Source organism: Corynebacterium xerosis NBRC 16721 = ATCC 373 (assembly GCF_001552415.1).
In the GTDB taxonomy this organism is placed as follows: Bacteria; Actinomycetota; Actinomycetes; order Mycobacteriales; family Mycobacteriaceae; genus Corynebacterium; species Corynebacterium xerosis.
Genome location: NZ_BCRD01000004.1, coordinates 121,729 through 142,901, shown reverse-complemented (window position 1 = coordinate 142,901; position 21,173 = coordinate 121,729). Strand labels below are relative to the sequence as shown.

The following is a 21,173-nucleotide window of genomic DNA, read 5'->3' as shown; positions in this document are numbered from 1 at the left end:
CGTCACCACCGCTCCCCGCGGCCGCGCCCGTCTGCGAGGTCCAGCAGCGGTGCCACCGAACCGAGCAGCTTTCCGACGCTCCGCCCGAGTCCATCGACCTCGATCTCCCTGGGCAAACCCCGGATGTGAGGCAATTCGGCGACCACGTCGAGCCCCGTCGCAAAGCAAACGTCGTCGACCGTCACCCCGCCCGGGGCGGGCCACCTGACCACGGCCACCGGGTCCCCGCCCATGCGCCGCAGCGCCGATGCCCGGCGCGCCGCGGCGGCCAGGCCCCGGACGGTGGCGGGGACGACGATGGCCAGCGCGTCGGCGCGGGGTGCGACGACCTCCGCGATCGGTCCGGCAGCGGGCACGTCGACCACGGCGGTGCCGCCGGCGCCGACGACGGCGTCGATGACCGCCGCCACCGTCGGAGCAGATATCGACCACCCGTCGTCGGCGCGCGACCGCGGCCCCGTGAGAATCCCCGGCCCCGGCATTCCCGGGGCCCCGCCGAACTGCCCGGTCCCGCCGCGCATGCGGGCCGTCGGCACGGCCGCGAAGAGGGCCTCCGCGTCCAGGGCCCCGGCATCGGCGCGCACGTCGAGCCATCGCACGCCGGCTTCGGCTTCCGCCCCGAGCAGCAGGTCCGCACCGCCGGACCATTCGTCGGCGTCGACGAGCAGCGCATCACCGTCCCGGGCCGCGGCCAGCGCGATCACGGCCGCACACGTCGACGCGCCCGCCCCGCCGACCGCAGGGGTGCAGGCGATGACCCGCCCGGCGCGCACCATTCCGGGTCGCCCGATCCACCCCACCAGCTCCGCCCCGCAGGACGGCAACGGCACGGGATCGCCGCACCCCAGCTCGGCGGCCAGGCGCGCGGGAGGGTCGGAATCGTCGGAATGCAGCAGGTACAGGCCATCCCGGCCCAATCGGGCGGCATCACCGTGCAGAACGCCGCGCAGGCCTCCCCCAGCGCCGCTCCCCGCGCCGTCCCGGACCCCGGCGCGCTCCGCACGCTCCAGCAACCCCTTGGCCTGCCCCGCGTCGATCAGGATCGCCGCGCACCTGCGCCACGCGGCACCGCTCGGATCCGGGTCATCCACCCGCACCGCGCGCCGTCCCGTCGCCGCGATGATGGTCGCGGCCTCCTGCTCCAGCTCGGGGTCCTCGACGGCGATGATCACGTCTTCCGGGCCGGCGGGCCCGGTCGTCTGCTCGTCCATGCCCCGAACCATGCCGACGCGGCCGGAAATCCACGCGGCGGACGGCCGTCGCAAAGCCCCGGAATGTGGATGGATCCGCCCCTGTGGAAAACATTCACTTCGCATGGCTCCGCGCCCATTCGGCCGCGCGGCACGCGTGGAAATAGCGACGCCCCGCGCCGGGGGGGGGATTGGCGCGGGGCGTCTGACCCGGCTTCGGGGGGGGGTGAGCCGGGGGCGGCCGCACTGTATGTCGGGGCCAGCCAGGACAAGTATGACACAACACCAGAGGGCTGCCAACCTGAACGGGAAAAGCTTTCGCCGCTCTCGAAATCGCCCCGGATCACCGCCCGCACCTGCAGCGGAGCGTCACCGCGCACGGCGGACGCTCCCGGTGAATCCGTCACGTCGCTATGCTCGGCACCGTGACCGCAGAAGATCAGCGCCTTCCGACGCCGCCGCGCGCGACGTCGACCGTGGCCGCGTTCTTCGACCTGGACAAGACCATCATCGCCCGCAGCTCGGCCTACGCGTTCGGGCGGCAGTTCATGGAATCGGGCCTGCTCACGCCGTCGGGGATGATGCAGATGGCGCTGGGCCAGGCCATGTACATCTCCGGCGGCCACGACCACGACCAGATGGAGGCCGCCCGCGACCAGCTCTCGGCGATGGTCACCGGCTGGCGCGCCGACCACGTGCGCCGCATCGCCGAAGAGTCCCTGCACCAGGTGATTTCGCCGTACGTGTACAAGGAGGCCATCGAGCTGATCCGGCATCACCGGGCGCTGGGCCACGACGTGTTCATCGTGTCGGCCTCCGCCGCGGAGCTGGTCGAGCCGATCGCCGCGGCCCTGGGCGTGCGCGAGTGCGTGGCCACGCGCCTGGAGGTCGTCGACGGCGTTTACACCGGCGAGGTGCCCTTCTTCTGCCGCGGCGGCAACAAGGCCGCGGAGTTGCGCCGCATCGCCGCCGACCGCGGCTACGACCTGTCGCGCTGCTACGCCTATTCGGATTCGGGCACGGATGAGCCGATGCTCTCCGTCGTCGGCCACCCGGTGGCGGTCAACCCGGACAAGCCGCTGCGCAAGATCGCGGAGGAGCGCGACTGGCCGATCCGCATCTTCCGCAACCCCGAGCCCCTGTTCCGCCGCACGGGCCCGCGCGTGACGGGCATCGCCGCGGCGGCGGTGGGTGCGGCCGCGCTGGTGGCGGGCATCATTGCTTCACGACGCGGCGGGGACGGCGCATAACCGCCAACCCACTTCGCCGCGCCGCCGTGTGGCGCGGGCCTACACCGATTCGGCGATGCCGCGCGCCTCGACGGCACCGGCCTCGAGCCCGGCCAGGTGCAGCAGGATCCAGCGGCGCACGCCCTCCGGGCCGCCGGAGGCGAAGGCCTCCGCGGCGGCACGGTATTCGTCGCGGTGGCGGGTCCAGTGCACCTCCGGCACCGCCAATCCCCGGGGGTCGGAACCGCCGGCGATCGTCGTCAAGCGCGACGCCGCACGGGCCACGATGCCGTTGTTGGCGGCGAAGGGGCGCATGGTCAGCAGCTCGCCGTGGACGACGGCCGACAACACGGGGTCCGGGACCGACGTGCCGCCCGAGACCAGGTCGCCCAGCAGGTGCAGGCGCTGCTCCTTCATCGCCGCCGACAATTTGTCATCGCCGACGGGGCGGCCGGCTTCGGAGGAACGGGCGTCGGTGGGGGCGTCGGCGAGCTCGGGGCCGGTGGGCGACGCGATGAGCGCCAGGCGGGCCAGCACCTGGATCGGGGCGCGGCGCCACACGCGGACCGTTTCGTCGATGGCCTCCGGGGCGATGGGGTCGGCGGCGCGCAGTGCAGCGGCCAGCGTCGGGTCGGTGACGTCGCCGTCGGCGGGCAGGGCCGGCTCGCCGCCCTCCAGCCACGCGGAGGCGCGGGCGCCGCGCAGCACCGATTCGGCGCCGGTGACGGTCCACTTGCGCAGGTTGGCACGGTGGCGGTGCACCGCCGAGATGGCTTCGGCGGCGCGTTCGGCGGCCTCGGCGACGCCCTCCAGGTCCATCAGCGGGGCGAGGGGATCGGGTCGGGTGGTTCCGTCGGTCATGTCCCCAGATTAGGGGCGGCGCCCCGGCCCCCGGGCCAAAGGCCGGGAATTGCCGGCGGACCGCGGGGTGAATCGCGGTGAAAATGCGGACCAACCGCGCGCAGGCGGGCACAATGGGTACTATTGCCGGGAGAGTTGCGCCGTTGCCAATGGCGTCTCGGATCCCCAGCGGGCGTCCCACGGGCCGCCCCGCGAAGGCTCCGGCAGCATCGACAAGCAATCGACCGCACCGAGTACAGCACCGATTTACGCAGGAGGACGCACGTGAACAGCGACAACAAGAAGGGCCTTTTCACGGACGGCAGCGAGTCCGTGTCGCCGCGCGTGACGGCCGTGCCGCTGAGCGACGTGGACACCCACGCCCCGGGCGAGGCCAGCATCGGCACCCTGGTGCAGTCCGCGTCCGCGCAGGTTTCGTCGCTGGTCCGCGCCGAGGTCGAGCTGGCCAAGGCCGAGCTCGCGGGCGAGGCCAAGAAGGCCGGCGTCGGCGCCGGGTTCTTCGCCGTGGCCGGCGTCGTGGCCCTGTACTCCTCGTTCTTCCTGTTCTTCTTCCTCGCCGAGCTCATCGCCGAGTGGCTGCCGCGTTGGGCGGCGTTCCTCATCGTGTTCGTGCTCATGCTGGTCATCGCGGGCGTCGCGGCGTTCCTCGGCCTGCAGAAGGTCAAGAAGGTCGGCAAGCCGGAGAAGACCATCCAGTCCGTGCAGGAGCTCAAGACGGTCATCCCGTCCAGCGGCAACGCCTCGCGCAACCCGTCGCACGCCACCGCCGACGGCCTGTACACCTAGACCGGCCGGCGCGCGAGCGCCTTCCGGTCACCGGCTTCGACGCGAGGAATGACGCGGTGAACACCGAACTTCCCGGCGGCGCCGACGCCCCCGCCCCGCACCCCGACGACGTGCTGCTGGACGGACCGTGGACCCATCGCATGGTCCACGTCCGCGGCCAGCGGCTCCACGTCGCCGAGTGCGGGGCTTCGTCGTTTCCGCTGGTTCTTTTCCTGCATTCCGCCACGGGCGGCTGGTTCGATTGGCGGCGGGTGCTGCCGTTGCTGACGGACCTGCCCGTCCATGCCGTGGCGGTGTCGCTTCGCGGGTACGGCACGTCGGATCGGACGCCGTCGGGTTACCGGCCCGACGCCGCCGCCGATGATGCGGCGGGGCTCATCCGCGCGCTGGGCCACTCCAGCGCGATCGTGGTGGGCCAGGGTTACGGCTCGTTGGTGGCGTGGACGCTGGCCGCCCGCGCGCCCCGGCTGGTGTCGGGCGTGGTGGCCTGCGGCATGCCGCATCCGGTTGCTTGGCGACGGGAAGCGCTGCGCCGTCCCTTCTCCAAGCCGCTCAGGGCGTCATGGTCCTTCGGCAAGCACGCGACCATGTTCGGCAGGCTCGGCCGCGGGGGCCGTTCGGCCCGGGGCATCGTCGCCGATTCGATGAAGCTGTCGGGGCCGGGTTTCGCCGAGACCCCGGAGGGCCGGGAATCGGCCCGGCTGATGGACGCGTCGCTGCGGGCCGGTGCGCTGTCCCCCGCCCTGCGGCACCTGGAATGGCTCGCCTCCCCGACCGGCCCGTCGTGGCACCGCTGGATGTCCTCGTTGTCGGGGGCGGCCATGCCGCCGACGTGGATCGTCGTCGGCGCCGGCGATCCGCTCGTCTCGCGGCGGTCGCTGGCGGAGTCCCATGCCCTCGAGACGGTGATGCTGCCCGGCGTGGGCCATCACCCGCCGTTGGAGGCCCCCGACGAAGTCGCCGAGGTGATCGTCGCGGCCGTGCGCCGGGAGCACCCGGACCTGATCTGACCTTGCCCGATCGGGCGCAACCCGATCTCACTCCGCCCGGTCCGCGGCATCTCCGGGCCGCGGCGTGCCCAGGATCTACTGGGCCACGCACTCCCGGGTGTCGGCGGCCTCGATGAGGCCCCCGGCGGCGTCGATGTGGGCCCGGGCTTCCGCGGCGGTCAACGCGTAACCGGTCTGGTCGTCGTTGACGCCCGCGCCGAAGACCACGCCCAGCGCCTCACCCTGCGGGGTGATCAGCGGGCCGCCGGAGTTGCCGTGCCGGACGTCGGACCGCAGCACGTAGGCCTCGCGGTCGTGGCGGCTGGCGGCGTAGATGTCGGGGCCGCGGATCAGCAGCTTTTCCTCGATGCGCGCGGCGGTCGCCGTGAACGGGCCGGACTCGGGGAAGCCGAGCACCACCGCGCCGTCGCCCGGCGCGCCCTCCTCCGGCGCCCACGGCAGCGGATCCAGCGGCAGGTCCCAGGCGCGGAGGATTGCGATGTCGTCGAGCGGATCGAAGTACACCACGCGGGCATCGGCCATGCCGGCGACGGTTTCCAGGCGCACGGTCTCCACTCCGGCGACGACGTGGGCGTTGGTGACCACCAGATCCGGCGCCACCACGAAACCGGTGCCCTGCAGCAGGCGGCGGCACTGCGGCGCCTCGCCGAGCACGCGGACGATGGACGGCCGGATGCGGTCCACCACGGCCTGGTCGATGACCGCCGGGTCAGCGGGGGTGTCGTCGTGGACGGGCCGCTGGTCGAAGGGCGCGATGACGGCGGGCACGCCGGAATCGTCGATGCGGCGCACGATCGACGACGGCAGCCCCGCCCAGGACTCGGGCGCGACGCCGTCGACGGTGGCAAGGACGGTCGATTCGCGCACGGAGTCGCCGACCTGCCCTGGCATCACGGTGGCCAGCGGCAACGCCACCATCCAGGCCACCAGCAGCGTGGCCACGCCCTGCACCACGGCGCCGAATCCGGAGTCGAGGCCCACGGCCATGGGCGAGCGCATGCGGTTGCGCAGCGACTGCCCGGCCACCGCGCCGACCATGTGGCCGACGATGACCAGCCCGATGAGCACGCCGACGCCGACGATCAGCCGGGCCGCGCGTCCCTCCACCAGGTCCATGGCGATGGGCGCGAGCTCCAGGCCGACGATGCCGCCGGCGACGACGCCGATGATCGACAGCAGCGCCGCGACGGCCCCCTGCCGCCAGCCCAGGGCCATCGCGCCGAGGACGGCGAGCATCAGCAGCACGTCGAGCACGATTCCGCCGCTCATCGCCGCCATCATCGTCTGGTCCCGTCCATGCCGAAGGTTTCCCGGTTCGCGGACTTCGCGAGCGTCTCGCGCAAGTCCAGCACCGTGCCATCATCCCACGGCTCCGCCCAGCCGGCGCCTTCCAGCAGGTGATCGAGGACGCCGCCGGTGAACCCCCACACGACGAAGTCGCCGACGCGGAACGCCGGCCCGTTCCACGATTCCCAGCCGACGCGGATCCGGTTGGCGGGGTCGACCAGGTCGCTGATGCGCACGGGCAGCACTTCGGCGGTTTCGTTGGGGTCCATGGCGCGCAGGTCATGGGGTTCGTGCCAGTACGCCAGCACGGGGTGCACGGCGAAGCCGGTGCGGCTGATGTCGATGGGGTCGAGGACCTTCAGCGGCGTGACGGCGTCGGGCCGCAGCCCGGTTTCCTCCTCCGCTTCGCGCAGCGCGGTGTGCACGGCGTCGCGGTCGCCGGGGTCGCGGCGCCCGCCGGGGAAGGACATCTGCCCGGCGTGCCTGCGCAGGGTCGGAGCCCGGTGCGTGAGCACCACCAGCGCATCGTCGGGGCGTTCCGGCGCCGCGGGGTCGCCGCCGAGGAGCACCAGGACGGCCGATTCATCGGGGTTTTCGAGCGGCTCGTCGACGGTCGACGCCGCGCGCCGAAGGGCCGTCAATCCCGGGTCCTCCCCGTCTCCGAGCACCGGCGCCAGCCACGGCGGGGCGACCTCGAGGCGGTGGCGCACCGGTTGGATGCCGCTGCCGGCGGCGTCCGCCCTCACGCGAGCGCCCCGCGGACGGCGGCGTCGAGGTCGTCGACGGAATCGAATGCCCGCGGCAGCACCTCGGCCACCGAACCGTCGGCGCGCAGCACCACGGTGATGGGCACGACCCGCGGCAGCTCCAGCACGGGACCGACGGCGTCGAAACCGTCCTGGTAGGACACGAACGTCTCCACGCCGAGGTCCTCCAGCAGCGCCGAGCCCCGGGACTCGCTGGTGGCGGCCTGAACGCCGACGACGCGGACGTCGGGGTTGGCCGCCGCCCACTCCTCCAGCACCGGCAGCTCCTCGCGGCACGGCGCGCAGTTCCACGCCCACACGTTGACCACGGCGGGCTTGCCCGCCAGCGCGGCGCCGAGATCGATCTCGCCCTGCTGCCCGGCTCCCAGGCACGGCAGCGACACCCCGGCCAGCGGACCGGCACCGGTGACGCCCGGCGCGGCCTCGGGGCATTCGGGGCGCTCGGCCACGACGTCCTCCATCAAGGGCTCGTCGCCCTCGGCCGTCGCATCGGCACCGCCGCCCATGGTCTGGGACACCGCGAACCACAGCACCGCCACGGTGCCGATGACGGCCACCAGAACCGCGATGATCGTCGACGTCCTCGCCGATCCCCTGGGCACCGACACCGGCCCCACGGGCTCGCGTCCGTTGTCGTCGTTCACGCCGTCACGTCCTCACGTTGTTCGTCGCCGAGCCCCGCCATGGCCAGCAGATGGCCGCGGTCCGGGGACTTGATCAGCTTCTCCGCCGTCTCCGGTTCGGCGGGCCCGGCCAGACCATACGACGGGCAGTCCGCCGCCAGGAAACAGGCTCCGCACGCCGCACGCCGCGAATGGCACACGCGGCGGCCGTGGAAGATGATGCGGTGCGAGAACCACGTCCACTCGCGGCGCTCGATGATCTCCATCATCTCGCGCTCCACGCGGACCGGGTCCTCCTCCGCCGTGAATCCAAGGCGCCGCACCAACCGGCCGAAATGCGTGTCGACGGTCAGCCCGGGCACCCCGAAAGCATTGCCCAGCACCACGTTGGCGGTCTTGCGGCCCACGCCCGGCAGCGACGTCAGCGCCTCCAGCGACCCCGGCACCTCGCCGTCGAACCGCTCCACCACGCCCTGGGCGAAGCCGATGATGTTCGCCGCCTTGGCGCGGTAGAACCCCGTCGACCGGATGATCTCCTCGACCACCGCGACGTCCGCGCCGGCCAGCGCCACCGGATCGGAGAACGCGGCGAACAAACGCGGCGTGACCATGTTGACCCGAACGTCGGTGCACTGCGCCGACAGGATCGTGGCCACGGTCAGCTCGTACGGGTCCCGGAAATCCAGCTCGCAATGCGCGTCCGGGTACGCCACCGCCAGGGTCCGGTTGACCCGCCGGGCCCGGCGCACCATGCCGCGGCGCGTTTCCGCGCCTTTGGCGGCCGGGTGCGTCCCCGGCTTGCGACGCCGCGTGCCCGTCAGCGACCCCTCGGGGCGGGTCGGCTGCGGCACTGGCGTCGGGTCGGCGGACATGGCCACATCCTAGCGGCCCGCCCGGATCGCCCCGCGCGATCCGGGACGCGTGATCCGGGCCGCACCTGCTTTACACCGTCGGGCGGGCGACCGCCCCGCCCGCGATCGGCTCCTCTCCCCTCACTACGGGGGCATCCGGCGGGCGCACCCGCACCCCTCCCCGCCAACCGCGCCCCTCGCCCGAAATCGCCCCCATAACGGCCTCACCGGGGGTTCCCCGGCGCCCGATGTCGCACGCGGGCCGTCGCAAAGCGGAAAAATCCCCGGTTTGCGCTCCGCCCCCTCCCCATCAAAGAGGATATTCACCTAGAGTGGGATTCGTCACAGCACTGAGCGGCCAGACGCCGCTGAACTGCGGCGTGCCGCGAACCGGTGCGCCCCACCTTAACAATCAACGCCGCGATTCTGGCACGCGACAGGACAGGAGAACATGACCGTGGACGATGTACAGGAGATCCTCTCCCGCGCGGGAGTCTTCCAGGGAGTCGACCCGGAAGCGGTCCAGAACCTGTTGAACGAGCTGGAAACCGTGCGCTTCCCCCGGGGAACCACCATCTTCAACGAGGGTGAGCCGGGCGACCGCCTGTACATCATCATCGACGGCAAGGTGAAACTCGCGCGCCACTCCTCCGACGGCCGCGAGAACCTGCTGACCATCATGGGCCCCTCCGACATGTTCGGCGAGCTGTCCATCTTCGACCCCGGCCCGCGCACCTCCGCGGCCGTGTGCGTCACCGAGGTCACCGCCGCGTCGATGAACTCCGACCTGCTGCACCGCTGGATCGACGATCACCCGGACATTTCCGCCCAGCTGCTGCGCATGCTGGCCCGCCGCCTGCGCCGCACCAACAACTCGCTGGCCGACCTCATCTTCACCGACGTCCCCGGCCGCGTGGCCAAGGCGCTGCTGCAGCTGGCGAACCGCTTCGGCACGCAGGAGGGCGCGAACCTCCGCGTCACCCACGACCTCACGCAGGAAGAGATCGCGCAGCTCGTCGGCGCGTCCCGCGAGACCGTGAACAAGGCGCTCGCCGAGTTCGCGCACCGCGGCTGGATCCGCCTCGAGGGCAAGTCCGTGGTCATCTGCGACACGGAGCGCCTCGCCCGCCGAGCCCGCTAGATCGCACGGCCGGGCCATTCGGGCCCGGCACGCACTTCGCCCCGCCGCATGCTTTGCGACGAGGCGTTGTCCGTTGCCCGCCGTCCCCGCCAAGAAGGAGCGGGGACGGGCGGGGACGGGCGGAGCTACTGCGCCTGGAGGTACCGCATGGTCACGCGGGTCGACTGCTCGGCGGCGTGGCGCAGCACCGGGTCGACGTCGGTGTAGATCTCGTCGACGACCTGGCCGACGGTGGCGTCCTCGCCCAGCTTGTTCAGCGCATCCTTGACCTGCACCAGGCGCTGCTCGCGGCGCTCGATGTACTTCCGCGTCATCACCGTGATGTCCGGCAGATCCTCGCCGTGGCCCGGCAGCAGGCGCACGCCGGCGCCGCGTTCCTCGAGCATCTGCAGCGTCTTGATGTACTCGCCGAGATCGCCGTCGGTCTCCGAGATCATGGTGGTGTGGCGGCCGGCGATGGTGTCGCCGGTCATGATGCCCTCGACGTCATCGTCGCCGCCGCCGGTGTGCACGAAGAAGCAGACGGAATCGGCGGTGTGGCCCGGGGTCGCCACGACCTCCACCTGCGGGGTCACGCCATCGAGGACGATGCGCTCGCCGTCCTTCAGCGGCTCCTCGTTGCCGGAGCAGTACCGCTCGTCCAGCGCCCGGACGGGGGCGCCGGTGAGCTGGCGGAAACGGTGCGCGCCATCGGCGTGGTCGCCGTGGCGGTGCGTCAGCAGAATCAGCGCGACGTCGCCCGCGTAACGGTGCAGGACGTTGAGATGGCCCTCGTCCTCCGGGCCGGGATCGACGACGATGCTGCGCTCGTCGCCCTCCGCCTTGATGATGTAGGCGTTCGTGCCCTCCAGCGAGCTGTAACTGGGGTTCGGGCACAGGACGACGCCGACCGACTCGGTGATGGGACGCAGTTGGCTATACGCGGGATGCTCCATGACCACCATCCTACGTGCCCTCGCCGGGGGTTTCGCCGCCGACCACGTCACATCAGGGGAAAACGCCCCGTCCACGGCAGACGAAACCGCCCGGCGGATCATGCGGGCGCCGGGCGGTTGCGTCGTAAAGCGAAAAAGTGGTGCTAGGAACGGACCTGCACGATGATCTCGACCTCGACCGGCGTGTTCAGCGGCAGCTCGTTGACGCCGACGGCCGAACGGGCATGCTGGCCGGCGTCGCCGAAGATCTCGCCGAACAGCTCCGACGCACCATTGATGACGCCGGGCTGGCCGTTGAAGCCGGGCGCCGACGCCACGAAACCGGTGACCTTGATGATGCGCTCGACGTTGTCGATGCCCACCAGATCATCGACCGCGGCCAACGCATTGAGCGCGGCGACGCGGGCGGCGGCCTTGGCCTTCTCGGCCGACACCGAACCGGAGGAATCCGAATGGCCGGCGGCGGAGATGTCCTTCACCTTGCCGGAGTGAAGCAGCTCGCCGTCGACGAAGGGCAGCTGGCCGGAGGTGTAGACGAGGTCGCCGACTCGCACCGCCGGCACGTAGGCGGCGACGGGTGCGGCGACGGCGGGCAATTCGATGCCCAGTTCGCGGAGACGATCGGAAACGGTCATGGCTACTCCCCCTTGGGGCGCTTGAGGTAGGCGACGTGCTGTTCGCCGGTGGGCCCGGGAAGGACTGTGACGAGTTCCCAACCGTCCTCGCCCCAGGTGTCGAGGATCTGCTTGGTGGCGTGCGTGAGAAGCGGAACGGTGGCGTACTCCCAGTTTGTGCTCATGCTCACACAGTAACCGGCCCGCCCGTCTATCGTTGATGGGGTGAGCGATGGCAAAGCCCGGGCGAGCGCGGGACCAGGTGCGGGGCACGGAATTTCGGCGTCCCCGGGTTCGCCGTCCGCCGCCGCGGGGAGCCCTGATGCGGGAGGCTCGGCCGAGCCGGGTGCCGCGGCCGTGCACGTCATCACCGGCAAGGGCGGCACCGGCAAGTCGACGATCGCCGGAGCGCTGGCCCTGCGGTTGGCCGCCGGCGGCGGCCGGGTGCTGCTGGTCGAGGTGGAGGGCCGCCCGTCCATCGCGGCGACGCTGGGATTGCGCGAGTTCCCGGGCGCCCCGGCGAAGGTCGCCACGGCGGCCGGCGGCGGCGAGGTCCACGCCTGTTCGCTGGACGCCGAAGTGGTGTTGGAGGACTACCTGTCGTCGAACGTGGGGTCGTCGCTGGCCATCGCGGCGGCCCGGAAGTTCGGGGTCACCGAGTTCGCCACCACCATCGCGCCCGGCCTGCGCGACGTGCTGCTGTCCGGTTTCATCGTCGCCGAGGCGCGCCGCGGCGGGTGGTCGGCGGTGGTCGTCGATGCGCCGCCGACGGGGCGGGTGGCGCGGTTCCTCGACGTCACGCGTGCGCTCGGCGAAATCGCGACGTCGGGCCCCATTCACCGGCAGGCCGCGGACACCGCGGCGTTCCTGCGGTCGGGGTCGACGCGGGTGCACATGGTGACGTTGGCGGAGCCGCTGCCGGTGCGCGAGTCGATGGAGGCCCTCGACGAGCTCCGGGCCGTCGGCCTGCCGTTGGGTTCGGTGGTGGCCAACCGCCTGCTCGACGACGCCCTGTGCGACGCGGCCCTGTCCCTGTCCCACGACGATGTCACGGCGATTGCCGGCGACGGGCCCGTGGCGGCCGCGCTGGCCTCGGAGCTCGACGACGTCGCCGCCCGCGCGCGGGTGCAGCGCCGCTCCTTCGGCGATCTCGCCGCCGGCTGGCCCGGGCCGGTCGCGCGCGTGCCGGCGCTGCCCGGGGGCGTGCGGATCGAGGGGCTTTACGACGTCTCCGAACTCCTGTCCGACCTTGACCATCGGGAGGTGCGCGGTGAGTGACGAGAAGAGCGGCGCGGTGCACGAAGAGGAGAATCGCGCGGTGAATCAGCCGCGGGTGATAGTGATGGTCGGCTCCGGCGGCGTGGGCAAAACCACGTCGGCCGCAGCGTTGGCCGTGGGGCTGGCGGACTCCGGGCTGCGCACGGTGGTGTTGACCATCGATCCGGCGAAGCGGTTGGCGCAGGCGCTGGGGCTCGACGAGCTCGGCGGCGCCCCGCAGCCGGTGGCCGGCCAGGATGGGCTGCATGCCCTGATGCTCGACCAAAATGCCCGATTCGGGGCGCTGCTGGCGGAGGCCGGTGCGCCGGAGCTGGTGGACAACCGCGTGACCGGGACCGTCGCCCGCAGCTTCGGCGGCCTGCAGGAGTACCTGGCCATGGACCTGCTGGCGCAGTTGCACGATTCCGGAGAGTGGGACGCGATCGTGGTGGACACCCCGCCGGCGCTGTCGGCCCTGGACTTCCTCGACTCCGCCGACCGCGTGCGCCGCCTGGTGCGGCATCCGCTGATGAGGTTGCTGACGTCATCGTCGACGCTGGTCGGCACCGGCGTGATGCTGCTGGGGCAGATCGTCGGCAGCGACACCTTGGCGCAGGCGGCGACGTTCGCCCGCGGCATCCGGCCCGTGGCGGATTCCATGCTGGTGAGGTCACGGGCGATGCGCGACCGGCTGGGCGAGTCGGGCGAGTTCCTCGTGGTCACGGCGCCGACGGCGGAGGCGCTGCGCGAGGCGCGGTCCTTCGCCGACTCCCTGGGCGGCCAGGGCCTGCCCGTCACCGGCGTGGTGGTCAATCGGACGCATCAGGTGCCGGAGGCCCTGCGCGGCCTGGACCTGGACTTGGGCGGCGCCGCCTCCGATGACCCGCTGGCCGCCGCCCGCGCGGCGCTGCGGCTGATCCACGAATCCCGCGTCGAGCTGTCCAACGCGGAGGAGAAGCAGATCAACCGTTTCCTGCGGCGATTCCCCGAGGTGCCGTTGACGCATGTGCCGTCGACGCGCGGCGGGGTGACCAGCCTCGCCGACCTCCGCGGGCTGGCCCGCACCATCCTCCCCGCACTCGATTAGCCGGCGGGGCTCGACGGCGCACCGCCCCCGAGCACGGAAGAACCCCGGCGGATCATCGATCCACCGGGGTTCCGGAGCTGCGGGGCGCGCGCTGCGTTGGCCGCACCGCTCCTACTGCGCGCGCCGCACCTTCTGCGCGGCCTGCTGCGCCGCGACCTGCGAGGCGTAGTAATCGGCCCAGCTGGTGACCTCGGGGTGCTCGCGCAGCATCGCGCGGCGCTGGCGCTCGGTCAGCCCGCCCCACACGCCGAACTCGACGCGGTTGTCCAGGGCGTCGGCGCGGCACTGCAGCACGACGGGGCAGTGGCGGCAGATCACGGCGGCCTGGCGCTGGGCGGCGCCGCGGACGAAGAGCTCGTCGGGGTCGATGTCGCGGCACTTGGCGCGGGTGACCCATTCCTGGCGGTCGCGGAAACTGTCGGCGCCGTTGTCGCGCTCCTCCACGAGATCGCCGCCTCGGGCGGTGCGGTTCCGGTCTGAGATGGTGGCGGTCATCATGGCCTCCTTCGGTTTTCGGCTATCCCCCCGATTCGGACGGTGGGGGGTCGTTCCCCGGCCCGCATTTCGGGCCCGGTGTGCGGTTGCTTCCGGCGCGTGGTGCTGCCTGCCGGCGGTTCCGATACCAGCTCGGGAGGGTTCCCGGAGCCGATTCCGTGCTGATTTGTTGTTGTAAGTCTATTCACACAATTTAGACAATGTCACGCAGGTCACATCCCGGGGGTGATCGTGACACATTCCTCCAGGTCGTACCATTCGGGCGGACGGCCGACGGGGGTGGAGGGGGCATCCCCCGCGATGTAACGCCGAAGGCAATCCGGCTGATGTCGGCACTTCCCCCACGTTTTCGGCCCCCTCCGGCCGGGCCTCGTCGCCCACGTTGCTTTACGACGGCCACCGCCCCACCGGCACGGCCGGACATGGACGACGGTGACCGTCGTAAAGCAACCCGATGGCGCGGAAATTCCCGTGGCAGGCCCCTGCAACTAGGGTTGACCGCGTGAACGTGGGACGAAACCTGATGAAGCTCGCCGTGGCCGTGATGCTCGCCGGGCTCATCGTCGCCGCCGCGATCTTCCCCATCGCCGGCGGCGGCGGGTACCTGACGGCGCGCACGGCCGACGACCTGGCCATGTCCTCGCGCTCCGTCATCGGCGGCGAAGCCCCCGAGATCACCACCATCACCGACGCCAACGGCGACCCCATGGCCTGGCTGTACGACCAGCGCCGCACCTCCGTGGAGGAGTGGGAGATCTCGCGGGACATGAAGAACGCCATCGTCTCCATCGAGGACCGCCGCTTCTGGGACCACTCCGGCGTCGACTGGCAGGGCACGCTGCGCGCCGCGCTGGCCAACTTGACCTCCGGGTCCGTCCAACAGGGCGCGTCGACCATCGAGCAGCAGCTGATCAAGAACCACACCCTGCTCGTCGAGGCGGAGACCGAGGCCGAGCGCCGCGCCGCCACCGCCACCGACTACGGCCGCAAACTGCGCGAAATCCGCATCGCCCAGGACCTCGAAGACGAGATGACCAAGGAAGAGGTGCTCACCGGGTACCTCAACATCGTGCCGTTCGGCAACGGCGCCTTCGGCATCGAAAACGCGGCGCGCACGTACTTCGACGTCAGCGCCAAGGACCTCAACATCCCCCAGTCGGCGCTGCTGGCCGGGCTGGTGCAGCAGACCTCCGGGCTCAACCCGTACACCAACCCCGACGGCGCGATGGCCCGCCGCAACGACGTCCTGCGGGCGATGGCCGACACCGGGGCGATCACGCAGGCGCAGGCCAACGACGCCATCGCCACCGACCTGGGCGTCCTGCCCGAGCCGAACCGCCTGCCGCAGGGCTGCATCGCCGCCGGCGACCGCGGCTTCTTCTGCGACTACGCCATCGACTACCTGGCCACCCACGGCCTGGACCGCACCAAGCTCTCCCGCGGCGGCTACACCGTGAAGACCACCCTCGACCCGGTGGTGCAGGACAACGCCCAGCGCGGGCTGCGCGAACAGGCGTCGCCCACCGCCGGCGGCGTCGCCGAGGTGATGAGCATCGTCGAGCCCGGCGCCGATTCCCGCCGCGTGCTGGCGATGGCATCGTCGCGCGTCTACGGCCTCGACGCCGAAGCCATGCAGACCGTGCAGCCGCAGCCGTTCACCCCGGTGGGCAATGGCGCGGGGTCGATCTTCAAGATCTTCGCCGCCACCGCCGCCGTGGAAAAGGGCATGGGCATCGACACGTCTCTGCCGGTCCCCCGCCGCTACGAGGCGTCCGGCCTCGGCGACGGCGGAGCGGCGGGTTGCCCGCCGGGCCTGTACTGCGTCGAAAACACCGGCACCTTCCCGCCGTCGATGACGCTGCGCCAGGCGCTGGCCAAGTCGCCCAACACCCCCTTCGTCGCCATGAGCGAGCAGGTCGGCGTCGACGGCGTCGTGGACATGGCCGTGCGCCTGGGCATGCGCTCCTACACCGTGCCCGGCAGCTTCGACGGCGAGTCGTCGGTGGCGCAGTACGTCTCCGACAACACCCTCGGTTCCTTCGTCCTGGGCCCCACGCCGGTCGACGGCCTGGAGCTGTCCAACGTCGGAGCGACCCTGGCGTCCGACGGCCGCTGGTGCGAGCCCAACCCGATCGAGGAGATCACCGACCGCGACGGCAACCCCGTCCAGATCGACCGCCCCGCCTGCGAGCAGGCCGTCGACGCCGGCGTCGCCCACGCCATGGCGCAGGCCCTGTCGGCGGACACCGTCGACGGCACCGCCGAAGACGCCGCCCGCGCCTACGGCTGGGACGGCCCCGTCGCGGCGAAGACCGGCACCACCGAGTCGAACCAGTCGGCCGCGTTCCTCGGCTTCACCGCCGGCCTGGCCGCCGCGGTCTACGCCTACAACGACTCCCCCACCGTCACCGAGCTGTGCACGTCGCCGCTGCGCCAGTGCGGGTCCGGCGACCTCTACGGCGGCCGCGAGCCGGCGCGCACGTGGTTCAGCGCCGTGTCCCCGATCATCGAGGACCACGGCGGCAAGACGCTGCCGGAGATGGCCCCCGAGTACGGCGCCGGCACCGCCAAGGCGTCGCTGCCGCCGGTGGAGGGCATGCAGGAGGCCGACGCACGCAAAACGCTGGAAGACGCCGGCTACAAGGTCGACTCCGTCACCGCGTCGCAGACCGGCCGCCCCCGCGGCACCGTCACCGGCGTGCGCGTCCCCGGCCTGCTGCTCGAGGGCGGCACCGTGACGCTGGAAGTGTCCGACGGCTCCCGCCGCCCGCCGCCCCCGCGCACCACGCAGGCGCCGCCGCGGCCCGCCCCGGGCGGCGGGGCGCCGAACCTGCCCGATTCGATCAACATCCCGGGCTTCGGCCGCATCCCCTTGCCCCGGTAGCGCGGCGCCGGCTCATCGGGCTCCCGCAGCGCCGACCCCCAGTACCGCTCCCCGCGCCTACCCCTGCAGCCGCGCCTTCACGGCACCCGACAGTCGCTTGCCGTCGACGCGGCCGGCGGCCTTGGCCTGCGCCGCCTTCATGATCTGCCCCATCTGCTTCATCGACGCCGGCTCGTCCCCGCACACCTCGGCGACGGCGCCATCGACGAGTGCCGCGAGCTCGGCGTCGTCAAGCTGCTTGGGCTGGTAACGGGCGAAAACCTCCGCCTCCGCCAGCTCGTTGTCCGCCAACTCCTGGCGGCCATTGTCGGCGTACATCTCCGCCGACTCGCGGCGCTTCTTGATCTCCCGCTCGATGACCTTCAGCACCTCCGCATCCGTCAGCTCGTGCTTGGTGCCGGAGACCTCCTCGGTCTGGATCGCGGCCTTGAGCATCCGCAATGCGCCGACCGTGGCCTTGTCGCGGGCCTTCATGGCGGCGGTCATGTCGGAAACGATGGTTGCCTTCAGTTCGCTCATGGCAAAAACTCTACGCGCGCGTGCGGGGCGGTAGCGTGGCATCCGTGGCCAGAAACACCGAGAACGCTTTCCGACGTCCCCCGCGCGACCTCCCCACCCTCCCCGCCATCTTCGGCGGGCGGGGCGAATCGGCGGGGGCGGTGGCCGTCGTCAAGCGGGCCGCCCTGGTCGCGGGAGGAATCGTCGGCGGGCTCGGACTGGCCGGCGCGGCGACGTTCGTCTACGCCAACCAGATCGAGCTGAAGGCGTTCCGGCTCAAGCGCGTTCGCGTGCCCGCGCTGCCCGCAGGCCACCGGCCGCTGCGGATCCTGCACGTGTCCGACTTCCACATGACGCGGTCGCAGCGGAAGAAGCAGCGCTGGGTCGCCGGGCTCGACGCCCTGGAACCGGACCTGGTGGTCAACACCGGCGACAACCTCGGCGGCGCCTACGCCGTGCCCGCCGTGCTCACCGCGCTGGGGCCGCTGCTCAATCGGCCCGGCGTGTTCGTGTTCGGCACCAACGACTACTTCGGGCCGAAGCCCGTCAACCCGTTCCGCTACCTCACCGGCAAGAAGCGCCGGCCGTCCGCCGAGAAGCTGCCGTGGGAGGGCATGCGCGCCGCGTTCATCGAGCGCGGCTGGTCCGACGCCACCCACCGGCGACTCGAGTTCGTCGCCGGGGGCGTGCGCCTGGCTGTGACCGGCGTCGACGACCCCCACCACGGCCTCGACGACTACGACTCCGTCACCGGCGCGCCCAACGCCGACGCCGACCTGGCCATCGGCCTGTCGCACTCGCCCGAGCCGCGGGTGCTCGACCGCTTCGCCGACGACGGCTACGACCTGGTGCTGTCCGGCCACACCCACGGCGGCCAGGTGTGCCTGCCGTTCGAGCGGGCCATCGTGACCAACTGCGGCATCGACCGCGCGCGGGCGTCGGGACTGTCGCGCTGGACGGAGCGGATGTGGCTGCACGTCTCCAACGGTTTGGGGACGTCGCCGTACGCGCCGGTGCGGCTGTTCTGCCCGCCGTCGGCGACGCTCATCGAGGTGGTGGCGCGGGAAAGCTGAGGCGATACCGGCGGAGAGCTGCCGTTTTGCCTTTTCCGGCGGGGGCGGTCTAGAGTTGTCGACGTTGCAGCGTGCACCGCTGGTCCGAAATCGCGGCCCGGAAACGATGCGACTTTCTTTACCGGGGTATGGCGCAGCTTGGTAGCGCGCTTCGTTCGGGACGAAGAGGCCGTGGGTTCAAATCCCGCTACCCCGACCATGTGAATCAACCGCCGACCTGCGAAAGCAGGCGGCGGTTTTTTCGTGCGCGGGGGCGTGGGCGGGGCGGTCGCAGGTCGGCCGACGCGGGGCGGGCGGGCACCGCACACAACTCGATCGCACGGCGCGCAGGTTGGCCGGGGCCGGCGCGGGCGTGGGGCGTCGCAAAGTAGGGCCACGACTCCACAAAAGCCCAGGTCGCGGTTTTCGGGCGCGCAAAATTGGGGACTTTCTTACGCTCCGGCCCCTACCCGGCCCGCTCAATGCCGGTGGGGCCGCGTCGGGTGGCGGGAGTCAGGGTTCGTTTCGCTTGACGACGCCGCCCTCATCCCCGTCCGCCGGATCCCCGACTTCATCCCGGGCATCATCGCTGGTCGCACGGTCGTCGCCCGGGGTGGCGGCCTCGGCCTCGGCGGGTGCGGGGGATTCGGTGGTGGCCGGAGCGGTGGTCTTGGTGGTGGTCTTGGTCGTGGCCGGCTCGGGCGATGTGGTGGATGTCTTGGCGGCGGCTGCCGCGGCACGCCGGCGACCACCGCCGAACCGATCGATCAGCGCCCCAATGACCACCAGTGCCAGCAGCACGCCGGCGGACGTCCCCCACATCACCGTCGACCCGGCATTGCCCAGCGCCGTCAGCGCGGCCGTCGGGTGGTGCAGCGGCAACAGGGCGGCGGCCACTCCCCACGCGGTCGCCAACTCGGTGCCGCCGGACGCGGCCGTGGCGGCCGTCCGCCACACCCAACCGATGACGCCTACCTGCACCAACATGCCGGCCAGGATCACGGCGCGGCCCCACGCCGGACCGAACACGACCATCACCGCCCTCGACAACGCCGTCGCCGCCAGCGCCGCCAACGCCAACACGATCACGCTCGTCGCGCCACGCAGCAGGTCCATGCCGTCGGCCATGATGAACAGCACCAACGCACCAATGGCGACGATGCCCGCCAACGCACCGGCGAACGCACCGCCAGGCAGCACACGGCCCCACCAGCCGCCGCGCGAGGCGTCGGCGTCAAGATCTGCATCGGAATCGGGACTCGCGCCGACCACTCCCCGGCCACGACGCCGGGGCCCGTCGATCAGCCACAGGGCCGACGCCGCCAGCATCACCAGCGCGGAGACCATGAACGCCAGCGTCGGGGCCAGCGTCGCATTCGACCCGGCCGCCGCCCCTTCCCCGCCGTCTCCCGCATCTCCTGCCAGCCCGGCCGCCGCAAGCTGGTCGCCGGTGGGCACGGGCATCGCACGCTGGGCGTCGCCGATCTTGTCCACGGTGGTCTGGGCCATGTCGTCGAGGCGCCCCGCCCCCTCGTCGAGCTCGCGCAGTCCGCCGTCGAGCTTCTTCGCGCCTTCGTCGAGTTCCTCGGTCCCGGTCCGCAGCGCGGCGGCTCCGGCGGTGGCGTTGTAGATGCCGTCGCGGTACGGCGCGCCCGGGGTGTTGAGCTGGTTCGACATGTCATCGGCACCGCGCCGGAACCGCTCCGCCTCCCCGGCGATGGCGTCGAAGTCGACGGTGGCCAACTGCCGTTCCAGCGCCTCCAGGTCGGCGACGGCGTCGCCGGCATTCGGGTCGCCGGACGCGCGCAGCGCCTCCTTCGCCGGCCCGAGCGCCGCCTCGACCTGCCCGACGGCCACGTTGACCAGCCCGACGTTGTCGGCGATCGTCCCGGCGCCCGCGGCGATCTCCTTCGCCCCCGCACCCAGGCGCCCGGTGCCGGCCTGCAGTTCGGTCATGCCGGTCGCCAAATCGGCCGCGCCCTTGCGGACCTGCCCGGTGCCGTCGACGAGCTCGGTGCCGCCGTCCTTCAGTTCGCCGATGCCCTCGGTCGCCTGCCCCATCCCGGCGTTGAGGAACCCGGCCTGCGTGCCGGCCTCGCCGATCGCCCGGCGCGCATCCTGCACCTGCCCCACATCGATGCCGGGCACGGGTCCGGGGGCGCGCCCCTCCTCCGCACCGTCGGCGGTCCACGCGGCGGACGGGCCGATGCCCGCCCATCCGAGGTACGCCGCACCGGCGATCAGCGGCAGGATGAGGAGCAGGGACAACAGCGTGCGGCGGATGCCGCCCTTCCGGGGAGCCATGCTCTTCAACGTATCGCCCCGACCACGGATTTCGGGGCGCTACGCCGATGGTCGGCGGGTCCTGCTTTGCGACGCCCGCCCCTCCGCGCGGCGCCGATCATCGAATGGCACGCCGTGGGGGCACCCGACGGGACGTCGCAAAGCACGCAATAGAGATATATGAATCGGCCGATGTCGGGAAAGTGCGGCCCGTCATGGGGATTCGGGCCGGTTGATAGGGTGGAAAACGGTCAAATACCAGATTCGGGAGGCGTCCGCGCCCCCGGATCGTCCATTCGCATGCAGAAGGAAGGCGACCCCTG

The 21,173-nt window shown here is 71.9% G+C and carries 20 protein-coding genes and 1 tRNA gene; 9 read left to right on the top strand and 12 right to left on the bottom strand.

Features of this window, described 5'->3' with window-relative positions; translation table 11 throughout:
* Positions 1-2: 2 nt before the first annotated feature.
* A complete protein-coding gene (locus CX1_RS07920) occupies positions 3-1,211 on the bottom strand; it encodes a CpaE-like family protein (RefSeq protein ID WP_060925505.1) in 1,209 nt (402 codons plus the stop codon).
* Between the two features lie 392 nt (positions 1,212-1,603).
* On the opposite strand from CX1_RS07920, the gene CX1_RS07915 reads away from it, so the two are divergent.
* Entirely contained in the window at positions 1,604-2,440 is an 837-nt protein-coding gene (locus CX1_RS07915; RefSeq protein WP_046650086.1) for an HAD family hydrolase, read from the top strand.
* Positions 2,441-2,479: 39 nt separating this feature from the next.
* Here CX1_RS07915 and CX1_RS07910 read toward each other — a convergent pair whose 3' ends face one another.
* Positions 2,480-3,280, bottom strand: coding sequence for a Fic family protein (locus CX1_RS07910; protein WP_060925504.1), 801 nt, complete (start codon positions 3,278-3,280; stop codon positions 2,480-2,482).
* A 264-nt stretch (positions 3,281-3,544) separates the two neighbouring features.
* Between CX1_RS07910 and CX1_RS07905 the strand changes: the two genes are divergently transcribed.
* Both CX1_RS07905 and CX1_RS07900 read left to right on the top strand, forming a co-directional pair.
* Positions 3,545-4,066, top strand: coding sequence for a phage holin family protein (locus CX1_RS07905; RefSeq protein ID WP_046650085.1), 522 nt, complete (start codon positions 3,545-3,547; stop codon positions 4,064-4,066).
* A 56-nt stretch (positions 4,067-4,122) separates the two neighbouring features.
* Positions 4,123-5,076: an alpha/beta fold hydrolase gene (locus tag CX1_RS07900; RefSeq protein ID WP_052753139.1), complete on the top strand. Its 954-nt coding sequence runs from the start codon at positions 4,123-4,125 to the stop codon at positions 5,074-5,076.
* A gap of 75 nt (positions 5,077-5,151) precedes the next feature.
* On the opposite strand, the gene CX1_RS07895 is transcribed toward CX1_RS07900, so the two are convergent.
* From CX1_RS07895 to nth, 4 genes are read right to left on the bottom strand one after another with little or no spacing between them, the layout of a single operon-like run.
* Positions 5,152-6,345, bottom strand: a complete 1,194-nt coding sequence (locus tag CX1_RS07895; RefSeq protein ID WP_046650122.1) for a MarP family serine protease — start codon at positions 6,343-6,345, stop codon at positions 5,152-5,154.
* Positions 6,346-6,353: 8 nt separating this feature from the next.
* On the bottom strand, positions 6,354-7,109 hold the full coding sequence (locus CX1_RS07890; RefSeq protein WP_046650084.1) for an NUDIX hydrolase: 756 nt from the start codon (positions 7,107-7,109) through the stop codon (positions 6,354-6,356).
* On the bottom strand, positions 7,106-7,774 hold the full coding sequence (locus CX1_RS07885; protein ID WP_060925503.1) for a TlpA disulfide reductase family protein: 669 nt from the start codon (positions 7,772-7,774) through the stop codon (positions 7,106-7,108). The genes CX1_RS07890 and CX1_RS07885 overlap by 4 nt, the downstream gene beginning before the upstream one ends.
* Complete coding sequence (nth, locus tag CX1_RS07880; protein ID WP_060925502.1) at positions 7,771-8,625, bottom strand: endonuclease III; 855 nt, start codon at positions 8,623-8,625, stop codon at positions 7,771-7,773. Before nth ends, CX1_RS07885 begins: the two co-directional genes overlap by 4 nt.
* Positions 8,626-9,061: 436 nt before the next feature.
* On the opposite strand from nth, the gene glxR reads away from it, so the two are divergent.
* Positions 9,062-9,745 (top strand): CRP-like cAMP-activated global transcriptional regulator GlxR, encoded by a 684-nt coding sequence (gene glxR, locus CX1_RS07875; protein WP_046650121.1) that lies wholly within the window; start codon positions 9,062-9,064, stop codon positions 9,743-9,745.
* Between the two features lie 125 nt (positions 9,746-9,870).
* Here glxR and CX1_RS07870 read toward each other — a convergent pair whose 3' ends face one another.
* The 3 genes from CX1_RS07870 to sp36 form a co-directional block, all read right to left on the bottom strand.
* Positions 9,871-10,680 carry an MBL fold metallo-hydrolase gene (locus CX1_RS07870; protein WP_046650120.1) on the bottom strand — a complete coding sequence of 270 codons (810 nt, stop codon included), beginning with the start codon at positions 10,678-10,680 and terminating at the stop codon, positions 9,871-9,873.
* A gap of 143 nt (positions 10,681-10,823) precedes the next feature.
* Positions 10,824-11,315, bottom strand: a complete 492-nt coding sequence (locus CX1_RS07865) for a RidA family protein (RefSeq protein WP_046650082.1) — start codon at positions 11,313-11,315, stop codon at positions 10,824-10,826.
* Positions 11,316-11,317: 2 nt separating this feature from the next.
* A complete protein-coding gene (sp36, locus tag CX1_RS12440; RefSeq protein ID WP_102213437.1) occupies positions 11,318-11,485 on the bottom strand; it encodes a Sp36 family protein in 168 nt (55 codons plus the stop codon).
* Between the two features lie 34 nt (positions 11,486-11,519).
* Here sp36 and CX1_RS07860 point away from each other — a divergent pair, with 34 nt between their 5' ends.
* Positions 11,520-12,572 carry an ArsA family ATPase gene (locus CX1_RS07860; RefSeq protein ID WP_082719230.1) on the top strand — a complete coding sequence of 351 codons (1,053 nt, stop codon included), beginning with the start codon at positions 11,520-11,522 and terminating at the stop codon, positions 12,570-12,572.
* The gene (locus CX1_RS07855) at positions 12,565-13,638 is read left to right on the top strand and encodes an ArsA family ATPase (protein WP_046650081.1); all 1,074 of its coding nucleotides are present in this window, start codon (positions 12,565-12,567) and stop codon (positions 13,636-13,638) included. The genes CX1_RS07860 and CX1_RS07855 overlap by 8 nt, the downstream gene beginning before the upstream one ends.
* A gap of 111 nt (positions 13,639-13,749) precedes the next feature.
* On the opposite strand, the gene CX1_RS07850 is transcribed toward CX1_RS07855, so the two are convergent.
* A complete protein-coding gene (locus CX1_RS07850) occupies positions 13,750-14,133 on the bottom strand; it encodes a WhiB family transcriptional regulator (protein WP_046650119.1) in 384 nt (127 codons plus the stop codon).
* Between the two features lie 523 nt (positions 14,134-14,656).
* Here CX1_RS07850 and CX1_RS07845 point away from each other — a divergent pair.
* Entirely contained in the window at positions 14,657-17,017 is a 2,361-nt protein-coding gene (locus CX1_RS07845) for a transglycosylase domain-containing protein (RefSeq protein ID WP_432264147.1), read from the top strand.
* A gap of 57 nt (positions 17,018-17,074) precedes the next feature.
* Here CX1_RS07845 and CX1_RS07840 read toward each other — a convergent pair whose 3' ends face one another.
* Positions 17,075-17,536 carry a GatB/YqeY domain-containing protein gene (locus CX1_RS07840; RefSeq protein WP_060925499.1) on the bottom strand — a complete coding sequence of 154 codons (462 nt, stop codon included), beginning with the start codon at positions 17,534-17,536 and terminating at the stop codon, positions 17,075-17,077.
* Between the two features lie 164 nt (positions 17,537-17,700).
* Between CX1_RS07840 and CX1_RS07835 the strand changes: the two genes are divergently transcribed.
* Positions 17,701-18,588, top strand: coding sequence for a metallophosphoesterase (locus CX1_RS07835; protein WP_046650117.1), 888 nt, complete (start codon positions 17,701-17,703; stop codon positions 18,586-18,588).
* A gap of 122 nt (positions 18,589-18,710) precedes the next feature.
* Positions 18,711-18,787 (top strand) — tRNA-Pro (locus CX1_RS07830).
* 293 nt (positions 18,788-19,080) lie between these two features.
* Here the strand turns inward: CX1_RS07830 and CX1_RS07825 are convergent.
* Complete coding sequence (locus CX1_RS07825) at positions 19,081-20,871, bottom strand: YhgE/Pip domain-containing protein (RefSeq protein WP_060925498.1); 1,791 nt, start codon at positions 20,869-20,871, stop codon at positions 19,081-19,083.
* Positions 20,872-21,173: the final 302 nt, after the last annotated feature.